This window comes from Carnobacterium funditum DSM 5970, assembly GCF_000744185.1.
In the GTDB taxonomy this organism is placed as follows: Bacteria; Bacillota; Bacilli; order Lactobacillales; family Carnobacteriaceae; genus Carnobacterium_A; species Carnobacterium_A funditum.
This window is the reverse complement of sequence record NZ_JQLL01000001.1, coordinates 1219740-1233565: the sequence shown is the minus strand read 5'-3', so window position 1 is coordinate 1233565 and position 13826 is coordinate 1219740. Positions and strand designations below refer to the sequence as shown.

The 13826-nt window shown below is 34.8% G+C and carries 10 protein-coding genes, 1 other RNA gene and 1 pseudogene; 11 read left to right on the top strand and 1 reads right to left on the bottom strand.

The window, feature by feature from the left end; all coding sequences use genetic code 11:
* Positions 1 to 106: 106 nt before the first annotated feature.
* The 9 genes and pseudogenes from BR44_RS05680 (at position 107) to ssrA (ending at position 11034) form a co-directional block, all read left to right on the top strand.
* Entirely contained in the window at positions 107 to 862 is a 756-nt protein-coding gene (locus BR44_RS05680; RefSeq protein WP_034551133.1) for an alpha/beta hydrolase, read from the top strand.
* Positions 863 to 867: 5 nt separating this feature from the next.
* Positions 868 to 3270, top strand: a complete 2403-nt coding sequence (rnr, locus tag BR44_RS05675) for a ribonuclease R (RefSeq protein ID WP_034551132.1) — start codon at positions 868 to 870, stop codon at positions 3268 to 3270.
* A gap of 20 nt (positions 3271 to 3290) precedes the next feature.
* Entirely contained in the window at positions 3291 to 3749 is a 459-nt protein-coding gene (gene smpB / locus BR44_RS05670) for an SsrA-binding protein SmpB (protein WP_034551131.1), read from the top strand.
* A gap of 182 nt (positions 3750 to 3931) precedes the next feature.
* Entirely contained in the window at positions 3932 to 4402 is a 471-nt protein-coding gene (locus tag BR44_RS05665; protein WP_034551129.1) for a glutathione peroxidase, read from the top strand.
* A gap of 160 nt (positions 4403 to 4562) precedes the next feature.
* On the top strand, positions 4563 to 6542 hold the full coding sequence (locus tag BR44_RS05660) for a fructose-bisphosphatase class III (RefSeq protein ID WP_034551128.1): 1980 nt from the start codon (positions 4563 to 4565) through the stop codon (positions 6540 to 6542).
* Positions 6543 to 6643: 101 nt separating this feature from the next.
* Positions 6644 to 7327 carry a histidine phosphatase family protein gene (locus BR44_RS05655; protein WP_034551127.1) on the top strand — a complete coding sequence of 228 codons (684 nt, stop codon included), beginning with the start codon at positions 6644 to 6646 and terminating at the stop codon, positions 7325 to 7327.
* Between the two features lie 25 nt (positions 7328 to 7352).
* Positions 7353 to 8129, top strand: a complete 777-nt coding sequence (locus tag BR44_RS05650; protein ID WP_034551126.1) for a Cof-type HAD-IIB family hydrolase — start codon at positions 7353 to 7355, stop codon at positions 8127 to 8129.
* Between the two features lie 1030 nt (positions 8130 to 9159).
* Positions 9160 to 10437, top strand: a pseudogene (locus BR44_RS05645) (MFS transporter).
* Between the two features lie 231 nt (positions 10438 to 10668).
* Positions 10669 to 11034, top strand: a transfer-messenger RNA (tmRNA) gene (ssrA, locus tag BR44_RS11285).
* A gap of 220 nt (positions 11035 to 11254) precedes the next feature.
* Here ssrA and BR44_RS05640 read toward each other — a convergent pair.
* Complete coding sequence (locus BR44_RS05640; protein ID WP_084676102.1) at positions 11255 to 11893, bottom strand: fasciclin domain-containing protein; 639 nt, start codon at positions 11891 to 11893, stop codon at positions 11255 to 11257.
* A 122-nt stretch (positions 11894 to 12015) separates the two neighbouring features.
* On the opposite strand from BR44_RS05640, the gene srtB reads away from it, so the two are divergent.
* Both srtB and BR44_RS05630 read left to right on the top strand, forming a co-directional pair.
* Complete coding sequence (gene srtB, locus BR44_RS05635; RefSeq protein WP_051912560.1) at positions 12016 to 12783, top strand: class B sortase; 768 nt, start codon at positions 12016 to 12018, stop codon at positions 12781 to 12783.
* 121 nt (positions 12784 to 12904) lie between these two features.
* Entirely contained in the window at positions 12905 to 13639 is a 735-nt protein-coding gene (locus tag BR44_RS05630; protein WP_034551124.1) for an NAD-dependent protein deacylase, read from the top strand.
* Positions 13640 to 13826: the final 187 nt, after the last annotated feature.

Here is a 13826-nt window from a genome sequence, read left to right as displayed (position 1 = left end):
AAGAGTAAAGAGTAAATGTATGTTTCGACAGTGTATGGGTATGAAAATAGTGAAATATAAAGTAAAATAGAAAGTAATAGGAATTGTCACAGGAGGAGATTTCACAATGGTTAAACAAACACTACCGCAACCATTTTTTTTTGAAAAGGGGCCTGAAGCAGTTTTATTGATGCATGCGTACACAGGAAGCCCAAATGATGTTAGAATGATGGGACGTGCTTTGGAAAAAGAAAACTATACTGTATATGCACCGATGTTTAAAGGACACGGTACATTTGATCCAGAAGACATCTTGGCAGCGACTCCTGCAGACTGGATACAAGATGCAAAAGAGGCCTTACAGTTTTTGGCAGAAAAAGGATACCAACAAGTTGCTGTCTTTGGCTTGTCATTGGGTGGCGTGATAGCAACCAACATAATGACCACAGAATCTATTTTAGCAAGCGGTACATTTTGTTCGCCAACGATAAATGACGAGGAAAGTAATTTACGTCCTTCCTTTTTACGGTATGTAAGACACGTAAAAAAACTAGCTGGACAAACAGATGAAAGTATAGAATCTCGTATGGTAATAGTTGAAGAAAAGCTCAATCAACAATTAGCTGCTATTTCTTCAATGGTTTCTTCAATGGAACCAACTTATGAAAAGATAACAAAACCTGTATTTATTGCTCAAGCTGGGCAAGATGAATTAATTGATCCGCAAGTTGCGGTGAAATTTAAAAATAAACTGATACACGCAAAAGTAGATTTCAACTGGTATGAAAATAGTACACATGTCATTACAGTAGGTGTAGATAGAAGAGAGTTAGAAAATGATGTACTACATTTCCTATCTGATTTGAATTGGAATGGAGAGTAAAATGAATGAAAAATAATCAAACAATAAAAGAAGCTATCTTAGTGTATATGAATGGGCAAGAACAAAAAGCTTTTAAAGTGAAAAAAATAAGTGAAGGAATGGCACTAACTAGTTCAGCTGATTTTAAAATGCTTGTTTCAACATTAGCTGAAATGGAACGTGAAGGGACTGTTTTTCTAAATAAAAAAGGTGAATTTAAACTAGCGGAAAAAGACGCGGTTATATCTGGTATTTTCCGAGCAAGTGACCGAGGGTTTGGTTTTGTATCCATTGAAGATGAAGAAAATGATATTTATATCCCTATGAATCAAACAAATTTCGCGTTAGATGGAGATATTGTTACGGTGGATATTATTCGTCCAGCTGAGCCTTGGTTTGATAAAGGTGCTGAAGGACGTGTTAAAGCGATTATAGAACGCAAATTCACTCAACTAGTTGGAGAATTTTTTGCTTATACCGAAGAAGGCGTTGAAGAAACTGGGTTATATGGCTATATTGAACCAAAAGATAAAAAATTAACTGATTTCAGGGTATTTATTGAAGAAAAAGGAATCAAACCAGTTGATGGAGCGATTGTCTTGGTAGAAATAACCTTGTATCCAGACGGCGAGTTTCCTAGAAGTATGCAAGGAATTGTCAAATCCATTATCGGACACAAAAATGATCCGGGTATTGATATTTTAACGATTGTTTATAAACACGGTATTCAAACTGAATTCCCTGATGAAGTGATGACCCAAGCAAATGAAGTGCCAGATAAAATAACTGAAAAAGATATGGATAACCGTCGTGATTTACGTGATGAAATAGTCGTCACAATCGATGGCGAAGATGCTAAAGATTTGGATGATGCGGTAACCGTTAAAAAACTAGAAAATGGTAACTTTAAGTTAGGTGTTCATATTGCAGATGTATCTTATTATGTAACAGAAAATAGCCCGTTAGATATGGAAGCTTACGATCGAGCAACCAGTGTTTACCTAACCGATCGAGTTATTCCTATGTTGCCACATCGCTTATCAAATGGCATCTGTTCTTTGAATCCAAATGAAGATCGATTAGCAATGAGTTGTGAAATGGAAATTGATGCAACTGGTAAAGTTGTGAAGCACGATATCTTCCAAAGTATCATTCGTTCTTATCGTCGGATGAGCTACACACAAGTAAATCAAATAATCATGGATAAAGATGAGACAGTTCGCAAAGAAAACGAAGACCTTGTACCAATGTTTGAAGAAATGGCCGAGTTGCATAAGATTTTAGAAGGCAGCAGAAAAACTCGAGGAGCGATTGATTTCGAATCTCCAGAAGCCAAGATTATTGTCGATCCAGAAGGACATCCCTTAGATATTGTTTTACGTGAAAGAGGCATTGGTGAGCGAATCATTGAGTCCTTCATGCTTTCAGCCAACGAAACGGTATCAGAACATTACACACGTATGAAAGTTCCAATGATTTACCGCGTCCATGAACAGCCTGATAGTGATCGGATGCAAAGATTTATGGAATTTGTGACGGCATTTGGTATCTCCGTAACAGGACTAAGTGAAAATGTATCACCAAAAAATTTACAGAAAGTTTTGAAAAGTGTAGCAGGTAAACCTGAAGAAACGGTTATCTCAACAATGATGTTACGCAGTATGAAGCAAGCGAAATATGATGTTGAGCCTCTAGGACATTACGGATTAGCTGCTGACTATTATTCTCATTTCACATCACCCATCCGACGTTATCCTGATTTGATCTTGCATCGTTTGATTCGTTCATATAGTGAAAATGGAACAGGTTCAGATCAAAAAACTAAGTGGAGCGGATTGCTTCCTGAAATTGCTATCCAAAGTTCTAAAATGGAGCGTCGGGCAGTAGATGCTGAAAGAGAAACAGATGCATTGAAGAAAACAGAATATATGGTGGATAAGGTAGGCGAAACCTACCAAGGAATCATTGGTTCAGTATTGAGATTTGGCTTGTTCATTGAATTACCGAATACAGTTGAAGGGCTTGTCCACATTTCCAATATGAAAGATGATTATTATAATTTCGTTGAAGAGCAACTGATGTTAGTCGGAGAACGTACAGGAGTTGTTTATCGAATTGGTCAAAAAGTTGAAATTAGAGTGACCAAAGCCAATCCTGAAACACGCGAAATCGATTTTGAACTAATACCAGATCCTGATGCACCGAAAGCAGATTCTTTTTCACAATTGAAAAAAAGTGGCGATAAAGATAAAAAGAAGACAGGAAATCGTAAACCGGACAAATATAAACAATCAAAAGGGTCAACGAATAAAAAAACAGGTTATCAAGATAAAGATACTAAAAATACTAATTCCAATGATAAAAAGAAAAACAAGCCCTTTTACAAAGACGTTGCCAAAAAAGGGAAACCTAAAAAGAAAAAAAGTTAAGCAAGTAGGGAGGCAAAAACATGCCCAAAGGAGAAGGGAAACTGCTGGCTCAAAATAGAAAAGCACGATTTGATTATACTATTTTAGACACAGTTGAAGCAGGAATTGTTCTTAAAGGGACAGAAATAAAATCGATTAGAGCAGCTAGAATAAACTTAAAAGATGGATTTGCACGTGTTCGTAATGGAGAAATATTTTTGCACAATGTTCACATTAGTCCTTATGATCAAGGCAATCAATTTAATCATGATCCTTTACGAACGAGGAAATTACTGATGCATAAAAAACAAATAGTACGTCTAGAAAATGAAATGAAGGGCAGTGGAAACACACTCGTTCCATTAAAAGTCTACATTAAAGATGGTTATGCTAAAGTATTGATTGGCGTAGCAAAGGGTAAGAAAAATTATGATAAACGAGAAGACTTGAAGCGCAAAGATCAAAAACGCGATTTGGCCCGATCATTAAGAGAAAGATAAATGTAAAAAAACATGGCAATCTTCAAGTTAAAGAGAACATAAGATTAAGCAGTCCGGACAAGTAAAATTGTCCAGGCTGTTTTTTTTACAATAAAACAACTCTTATAGTGCTTAATAAGAGGTTTTTTTTTTTTCTTTGGTATACTTAATAATAAATAACAGAAAGAAGGGGGATTTATTTTATGTCAGTCTATGATTTTACAGTTACCGAAATTGGCGGAGAAGAAGTTTCGCTTAGTACGTACTTAGGAAAGCCTTTATTGATAGTAAACACTGCCAGTAAATGTGGCTTAGCTCCTCAATTTGAAGGCTTAGAAGAGTTGTATAAAAAATATAAGGAACAAGGATTCGTTGTGTTAGGCTTCCCGTCTAATCAGTTTATGAATCAAGAACCTCTTTCTAATGAAGAAATAGCGACTCATTGTCAGATGGCGTATGATGTATCTTTTCCTTTGCATGAAAAGATAAGCGTCAATGGAGATGAGGCTAGTCCTTTATATAAGTATCTAGTTGAACAAACGGGTAATAAAAAAATCAAATGGAACTTCACTAAATTTCTCATCGGTAAAGATGGTGAAATTATTGAACGATTTAGTTCGATGACTAAACCAGAAAAAATAGAGGATTCAATTGTAGCAGCCCTAGCCGCTTAACGAACATGAAAAAATCGAATAATTTAGTTGGAAAAAGAAATGAAACTGCCTATGTATAGGTCAGTTCATTTTTTTTGAGGCTCTTAAAATGGCTAGTTTAAACCATTTGATTTATGATAAAATGAAATGACATACATATAATCCCTAAAGGAGAATGATTATGAGTAGCAAAAATAAATATTTAAATTTATTAGCTAAAGAGTACCCAACAATTGGGGAAACAACGACAGAAATCATTAACTTAGAGGCCATTATGAACTTGCCCAAAGGAACAGAACATTTTCTGAGCGATATTCATGGAGAATATGATGCATTCCAACATGTTTTGCGCAATGGTTCTGGGAATATCAAAGAGAAAATTAATGAAGTTTTTAGCGAGCGCTTAAGCACAAAAGATAGAAATACACTGGCTACATTGATTTATTATCCTGAAGAGAAAATAAAAAATATAGTAGAAACAATAAACGAGACAGAAGAAATGGATGAGTGGTATCGCTTAACATTATCACGTTTAATCGAACTATGTGTTTATGTTGCTTCAAAATATACTAGTTCGAAGGTCAGAAAAGCCTTGCCAATTGAATTTGCTTATATTATTGAAGAATTATTATCTAAAGATACTAGTTTCCCAAATAAAGAAGATTATTATAGTAAAATTATTCAAAGTATCCTTTCATTAGATCGAGCACCTCAATTTATCACGGCTATTTCTTATCTCATTCAGCGTTTAGTAGTAGACCATTTGCATGTTGTAGGGGATATTTATGATAGAGGTCCTTATCCAGATAAAATTGTGGATACATTAATGGATCATCATTCTGTTGATATTCAATGGGGTAATCACGACATTTTATGGATGGGAGCAGCTAGTGGGTCAGCTGTTTGTATTGCTAATGTTCTTAGAATATCAGCTCGCTATGATAACCTTGAGATTATCGAAGAGGCTTATGGTATCTCATTGCGCCAATTATTAACGTTTGCCGAGATGACTTATACACAAGATAAAACGAAGGGTTTTTACCCTAAGGTTGATAAAGAAGAAGTAGATTTTTTTGAAGAAGAAATTAGACAAATCACAAAAATGCATCAAGCCATAGCGATTATTCAATTCAAATTGGAAGGTGTCATCATTAAACGACAGCCTAATTTCAAAATGGATGATCGAATGGTTTTGGATAGGATTGACTATGAGAAAGAAACGATTTCTATAAAAGGAAAAACGTATCCGTTAACGAATAGTTATTTTCCAACAATCGATCCAGATAATCCATACCAGTTAACTAAAGAAGAAGAAAGTATCGTAGAAAAATTAATTTATGCGTTTAAAACGAGTGAGCGACTGCAGAAACATATATCTTATTTATACAATAAAGGGAGTATGTATTTGACATATAATGACAATCTATTGTTTCATGGGTGTGTTCCTTTAAATGAAGATGGAAGTTTTATGTCATTCAAAATCCGTGAAAAAACCTATAGCGGCAAAGCCTTATTGGATAAATTCGAAGAAGTCCTTCGTAAAGGTTATTTAACAAGAGACAAAGAAAATAAAGAAAAACACTTAGATATTATCTGGTATTTATGGACAGGAGCAGCTTCTTCACTTTTTGGGAAAAATCAAATGACGACTTTTGAACGATACTATATTGAAGATAAAGAAACACATGAAGAAAAGAAAAATTCTTATTATAATCTGCGTAACGATGTAGTCACTTGTGGAAACATACTGATTGAATTTGGTTTGGATCCTACTAAAGGACACATTATTAATGGACACACACCAGTGAAAGAAAAACGTGGCGAAGACCCTATTAAAGCAGAAGGACGAATGATTGTTATTGATGGCGGGTTTTCCAAGGCTTACCAACATACAACGGGCTTAGCAGGCTATACGTTGCTTTACAATTCTTTTGGAATGCAACTGGTTTCTCATCAGCCATTCACATCCGTTAAACACGCTATTGAAGATGAATTCGATATTATGTCTACGAGACGAGTGGTAGACCGTGAAATGGAACGGAAAAAGGTAAGAGAAACAGATACGGGAAGACGTTTGACCGAGCAAGTAAAAGATTTGAAAATTCTGCTAACAGCTTATCATGAAGGAGAAATTCTCCAAAAAATTAAAAAGAGGACTTAATTATTAAAACTCCTTGGATGGGTTCATTAGTTGATTGTTTTTGGTACAATAGAAGATGAATAGGCTAGACATGAAAATGTTAAGTTACTGGAGGAGATTTTTTGAGTAAAGGATGTACATTCTATTTTGTTCGACACGGAGAAACTTATTTAAATTTATACAGAAGAATGCAAGGTTGGAGTAACATTCAACTAACTGAAAAAGGAAGAGATGATGTTCGAAGAAGCGGCAAAGGATTAGCAGATGTTAAATTTGATGCTGTTTATACGAGTGACCTTAATCGTACAATTGAGACAGCCGGTATTATTTTAGAAGAGAATAAAGAGGCCGACGATTTGACTATTCATGCTATGCCTGAATTGAGAGAAGTCTTCTTTGGATCATTTGAAGCTTTGGGTGTGGATGAAGTATGGGCGAGCATCAATGAAGTTATGGGCTATCCTACGGTTGGCGATTTATGGTCAAGAGCAACTGTACCTGAGCGAATGAATGCAACAAAAAAAGCAGATCCTTATCATCATGCTGAAAATTACCTTGAATTTTGGACGCGAATCGAAAAAGGATTAATAGAACTAATAAAAACTCATCGAGATACTGGTGATACGGTTTTAGTTGTAGCTCATGGCAACACGATACGTTATATGTTAAGTGGATTAGTACCAGAACTAATAGATCCTCAACCATTATTAAATGCAAGCGTGTCAAAAGTAAGTTACTATGATGGACTTTATCATTTAAAAAGCTACAATCAGATAGATCATTTTAAAAGTTTAGAAAAAGATTAAACTGATTTTAAAGGAGATAAAAAGCTTGAAACCAAAATCATTTGTATTTTTTGATTTAGATGGTACGTTATTAAACAATGAATCAGAAGTTGAACCTGAAGTAGTAAAAGCGTTAGAACAAATGCAACTTAATGGCCATATCCCATTTATCGCGACAGGCCGTAGTCCACTGGAAATTCAATTTATTTTGAAGTCAACAACGATAGATTCTTTTATTTCGCTTAATGGACAATACATTGTGTATCAAGGAAAAGAAGTTCATCGTAGCAGCATTTCCACAGATACACTAATTCGTTTAAAACAAGCGACTGAAGAACGTTATTTTGCTCTATCCTTTTATACATCTGATAAAATACGAGCAACTCGTGAGACGTCTAGTTTAAAAAAAGCCTATCAATTTATCCATTCAGACGCACCTTCAATAGATGGTTCTTTACATTTGACTGAAGAAATACTGATGGCATTAATTTTGAGTACAAATAAAGAAGAAGATGCTTATTTCAAAAAGCATTTCCCAGAACTTTCCTTTTACCGCAATACACCTTATAGCATAGATACCATTCCTAAAGGAAATTCTAAGGCTACAGGCATTACAGAATTAATGAAAAAAATGGCATTTGAAAATCTGCCAACGTATGCATTTGGGGATGGACCAAATGACATCGAAATGATTGACCATGTTGATTACGGCATTTCAATGGGAAATGGAATACCTGTTTTAAAGGAGAAAGCCACGTATGTTACTTCTGGAAATACTCACGGTGGAATTATTGAAGGCTTGAAATACTTTGATTTGATTTAATTATTATTTAAGCTAAACGAATAAAAGAGCTGTTTTTAATCTGGTTGAACTATCTTTTTTCTAAAAGAGGGTAGTTGAAGTACTTTACGTATTATTTTGGTACCTAAAAAAGAGTATTATAAATAGGGTGTGAGATTAAGTATAAAAGTTAGTTTTATTGGAGGAGTTCATATTGAACTCCTCCTTTTTTTTGTACCCTTTTTTATTATTCGTTACATATATTCTTTATCTCAATACAATTTAAAGGGATGCTTAGCATTTTTTAGTTGCCAGTAGCTCTTGTCCTATAAGGGATTTCATGACAACGAAGATGAAAATTGTTTGAATAGAACAAAATAGCCTATTAATTTTTAGCTTATTTGTACAATGTAATCAAAGTAGATAGCACTTACAATAAAAGATGTAAAGGATGACCTTAAAATGAAGGGGTGCTTTAAAAGAGAAGGGAAGGAAATAGTGTTTTAAACAAAGAGTCGATTCTAGTTGGAAAAGGAGATCTGTCTTTATGGGAACAGACGCACCACAAGCAACTTATGCAGTAGGGCGCGGCAAGACAGTAAGCTACATCTATTCAAAATACTGTAACCATGATTCTAAAATTTAAGACAGAAAGCAGGTAGGAAAAACAACGGAGTTAGAGATGGTAAAAGTTATAGAAGAAGAGTTTTATCATTTGATGCAAGCCGAACTTGAAAAAGCGAGTCTTTCCAAAGAATAGTCTTCTCCTGCGTTGCGGATACGTTAGTTTTTGCAGATGCGCATGGGAGTCATTCCCGCGGAGAAGTTCACGTAGGCTACTATGCTGAATGAATCTCAGATAGATGTCCATTATAGAAATTCTTTTCTTTTTAAAAAGTAACGATTGATTTTTTTATGGTACCTATCATTTTATAAATTTTCAGCTAAGCCACTCTCGAAATGCCTTAGCTACCAGTGAACCAACTGTTTTTATTGATTACTTTAATCAAAATTTTTTATATAGATGCACGCGTTATCATTTTAGGCAATCATAACAATGGAGGAATGAAAAATGAGTCAAAAGAATAAAGCAAATCTCAGAGTAGTCAATGGGGCAACTTACGTATCAGAAAAATATTGGTGGAAAACAGTTACCTTGTTTTTCTTCGGATGGGTATTAATGTATGCAGATAGAACGATTTTAAATCCTCTAATGCCACAAATCGCTAAAGAATTTAGCTTAAATAATTCACAATTAGGATTAGTCAGCAGTTTCTTTTTCTTAACCTACGCAGTCACACAAATTCCTTTTGGAGTGATAGGTGACAAGTATGGAAGAAAAATGGTTATTTCAATTGGTTTTGTTATAATGGGAATCACAACCTACTTTAGCGGGATTCTTTCAGGTTTTGGTATGTTCATGATATTTAGGGCTCTTACAGGGGCAGGCCAAGGAGCATACTACGGTCCGCAATACGCTTTATCAACTGAAGCAATTCCAACAAAGAATCTAACACTAGGAAATGCCATTATAAATAGTGGAATGGCCTTGGGAACTTCTGCAGGATAGTTACTTTCTAGTAAATTAGTTTTAGAAAACGGAGAACACTGGACACTACCCTTTAAAATAATGGCAATTCCTACCGTTATTATAGGGTTGTTATTCTTTTTTCTGCTAAAGGAAAAAGTTGTTCGTCCAGAAGACCAAAATGCATCTACTGAAAATGATGATAAACCTGCTGAAGTGGTTAAAAAAGCATCGCTCACTTCTATTTTTAAAAATCGTAATCTACTCTTAACCTTTATCTTATGTTTTTGTTCACTGTACGGATTCTTTGTCGTACTCACATGGCTGCCACAATTCTTACAGGTGGAACGTGGTTTTGAAGGAACAAGCGTCGGTTTCATTTCTTCCCTAGTTCCTTGGGCTTCTATTCCTGGAGCATTAATATTTGCTCGTTTATCTGATAAAGTTAATCGTACAAAAATATTTGTTTACATTCTAGTTCCTATCGCAATGATTTCTATTTTCTCTATTGCTTTCGTAACAGATCGTACATTGTTGATCGTTGCTTTAATCGCTTACGGCTTAACTGGCAAATTAGCCCTTGACCCTATTCTAGTAGCATTTGTTGCTAAAAACGCACCAAAAGGCTCTCTATCTACTGCTCTAAGTGCATATAACTTTATCGGAATGTCTAGTTCGATTATAGCCCCTTTCTTAACAGGTTGGATTACAGACCAGTTCGGATCCATGCAAATAGGCTTTTACGTATCTGCTGTACTACTATTGGTAGGGATGATTGTCTTTAGTTTCGTTAAAGAAGATGAAGTCGCAGGCTTTGATTAAATAATTAACTAAATTTATATGATAAAACCCTCCGAATTCTTTTAAGATACGGAGGGTTTCATGTATTGTATTTGATTATCTCATTTTAAGCGATGGTTTCTTGTTAGGTATAATCTCCCTAACATCTTTTCATTTCCACTTTGTTAACTTTATGTTATACTTATTTTAGAGAGTTAAACAGGTAATGGATTTTAAGAGGTAACTTTACAACTCTGTATACACTTCCCATTCGGGGGCGTTACGGATTCGACAGGTATAGGTCGAGCTTGGGTTGCGCTTCGTAGGTTACGTCTACGTTAAAACGTTACAGTTAAAACAACTGATAAAAACAATAACAACTCTTACGCTTTAGCTGCGTAATAACAGCTTAGTGTAGATCCTCTCGGCATCGCCCATGTGCTCGAGCAAGGGTCCTATAATTAGTGGGATACGCTAAAAGTTTCCGTCTGCAAGTTTTAGAAGAGATCATCAGACTAGCAAAGTATGATGCCGGTTGTGTGGCTGATACCCAGCGAACCTTAAATAACATAACTATAAGCGTAGATATCTAGGTGCCGACATATTTGGACGCGAGTTCGACTCTCGCCGTCTCCATGTTATAATATGGTAAGACTTTACAAATGTTGATATGACAATGGTCATGTAAACTTTTGTAAAGTCTTTTTTTGTTCTGAATCCTCATTAAAAAAGATTGCACGTACTGCCAAGTCGCAGTAACGGCAATCTTTTTTAAACAAAACCCTTTGAGAAAATAAAGATAGTCTCTCAAAGGGTTTTGTTTATTAGATTATTTATTTGATTTCATTTAGCCTTTAGTTTATGCTTTTTTCTTTTTGATAACCATAAAAACAAGTGCACTAGCTGTAACCAACATAGCTACAAGAAGCGGTGTACTACTTTCAAGGCCTGTTTTTGCCACTGTTGTTTCTTCCATATCAACTTCTTGTAACATGAAGTCTGAAGGAACCAAGACAGTATCAATAACATGGACAACACCGTTTGTTGCTTCAATATCTGTTGTAGTAATCATAGATTTGTTAACCATTGGATCTCCTGAAAGATCAAACATTAACTCTTCACCATTTACTGTTGCAGCGTTCATTCCATCTGTTAAATCAGCAGCCATAACTTTTCCAGGAACAACATGATAGGTAAGAACTTTTGCTAAATCAGGTTGTGCTAGTAATTCGTCTGCTGTAATATCTAATTCTGTTAACAGTTTTTCGAATGCGGAATTAGTTGGTGCAAATACAGTGAATGGTCCGTCTCCTTGAAGTGTTTCAACTAGTTCAGCTTTTTGAAGAGCCGATACAAGGATACTGAAATCAGGGTTACCTAGAGCGACACCTACTACGTCATCTGTAATATGGTTTTCTGCATTAGCAGTTGCGGCAAAAATTGGCGATAGTAACAGTAGAGTGACAAGGGAAAATGCAATCTTCGAAAACTTTTTCATTTCTATCCATCTCCTTTGCGACAGAGTTATATTTTGTGATCTCTGTCTACATAAGTTATACTATCATCATAACGTAACCGTTGTCAAAAGATAACTCCGAAAAAAGAAGATGGGGGATTTACATGAAAAAAAAATATTGGTTAGCGATTTTATCTAGTCTACTATTAGTGCAAATCGTTTATTATTACAATACTGTAACGGCTCAACGCAAAGACGTTAAAGTTCCAGAAAGTGCTCTGATTCAAACAACTGCTAAAGATAATGAAGTCCCAAAAGAAGCCACTTCTACTACAAAAACCGATACCGAAAAAAATGCTGAAGAAGAAATAATATTTGAAAAAAACGCGGCAACAGAATATTATGATCTCAACTCTGATTATGTTGGTTGGCTAAATATTGAGGATACAGCTGTTGATTATCCAGTTGTACGCGGAAAAGATAACGAATTTTATTTAAAACATAACTTTTATAAAGAAGAAGATGTTTTAGGTGCAATCTTTATGGACTATCGAAACGCTGGTATGGGTCTGGACAAGCACACAATTCTTTATGGTCATTACGCTAAATACGGACAAATGTTCAAGGATTTGGATCGTTATCTATCAGAAGATTTTTTAACGAATCATTCTGAATTTGTTTTTACTGATTCCTTTACAAAACGAACGTATAAAATTTTTTCCGTACACCCTTCTGATGCTAACCCTAAATTTCTCGATGTATCCTTTGAAGAGAATGAATTTCCTGATTTTGTTGAAACATTAAAAAATGAATCCATTTTCTCATCAGATACTCCTGTTTCTCCAGAAGATAATATCTTAACTCTTGTTACTTGTAATTACGATGTTAAAGATGGTAGACTCTTTATTCATGCCGTTGAAATAACGGAATAGTATTAAATTTATTGTCTATTGACTGTTTACTTTTTATTAAGAAAATAAGAGTAGCCTATCTTATAAATTTTTCTACTATATGTATAGTAGTGCTTAACAATTATAAAAAGGAGGCATAGATATGGCCAATCCGATTGACACATTACAACAATTTATTGATGAGGCAGAGCATATCGCTTTCTTTGGAGGGGCTGGAGTATCGACTGAAAGTGGACTCTTAGATTATCGGTCAGATAATGGTGCATATACTAAATTAGAGAGACAAAAGTTGGATCCTAGGAGAGTGATGAGTAAACGCTATTTATTAAATTCTCCTGAAAAATTTTTTAATCAGACTAATAATAAGAAGAAACGAATAAAATCGGAACCGAATGCCGCTCATCTTTATTTGGCAGAGCTAGAAAGTAAACCGAAAGATGTCCGGATCATCACTCAAAACGTTGATCGTCTGCATCAAACTGCTGGAAGTAAACTTGTCGTTGAATTACATGGTAACAATCGTCATTTTCACTGTATGGAATGTGGCCGAGAATACAAGCCAAAAGAAATCCAAAGAGATGAACTAAATATTCCAAGGTGTCCTATTGATAATGGCATTATTCGAGCAGATGTTGTTTTATTTGGAGAAAATATTAAGCCAGAAATTTTAGAAAGAGCAAAAGAACTCATTGCTAGTTCTGACTTACTCATCATTGCAGGCACGTCTTTAACTGTTAATCCGGCTAAAAATTTGATTCACTATTTTAAAGGGAAACGGGTTGTTGTCATTAATAAAACGCCTCTGAAAATTGATTTTCCAATTGATTTAGTTATTGAAGATGCTGTTGGTGAAACCTTTAAGCAACTATCAATCTAAAAGATTCCAAAAAAGGCCAAACGTTTTAAATCGTTGGCCTTTTTTATTGCTCAAATAGTCATTTCTTTTTTATTATAAAATTTCATTGCAGCTAATACACTTGATAAAAATTTTTTTTAGTAATTTGAATTCTTTAATTACTAGTGTATAGTACATTAAGTGCCACTATCATTATTTAAAACAACTA

Excerpts from the sequence above, each read along its gene's own strand:
- BR44_RS05680 (WP_034551133.1), top strand. The coding sequence starts at position 107 with ATGGTTAAACAAACACTACCGCAACCATTTTTTTTTGAAAAGGGGCCT.
- rnr (WP_034551132.1), top strand. The coding sequence starts at position 868 with ATGAAAAATAATCAAACAATAAAAGAAGCTATCTTAGTGTATATGAAT.
- smpB (WP_034551131.1), top strand. The coding sequence starts at position 3,291 with ATGCCCAAAGGAGAAGGGAAACTGCTGGCTCAAAATAGAAAAGCACGA.
- BR44_RS05665 (WP_034551129.1), top strand. The coding sequence starts at position 3,932 with ATGTCAGTCTATGATTTTACAGTTACCGAAATTGGCGGAGAAGAAGTT.
- BR44_RS05660 (WP_034551128.1), top strand. The coding sequence starts at position 4,563 with ATGAGTAGCAAAAATAAATATTTAAATTTATTAGCTAAAGAGTACCCA.
- BR44_RS05640 (WP_084676102.1), bottom strand. The coding sequence starts at position 11,893 with ATGAAAAAGTTTTCGAAGATTGCATTTTCCCTTGTCACTCTACTGTTA.
- srtB (WP_051912560.1), top strand. The coding sequence starts at position 12,016 with ATGAAAAAAAAATATTGGTTAGCGATTTTATCTAGTCTACTATTAGTG.
- BR44_RS05630 (WP_034551124.1), top strand. The coding sequence starts at position 12,905 with ATGGCCAATCCGATTGACACATTACAACAATTTATTGATGAGGCAGAG.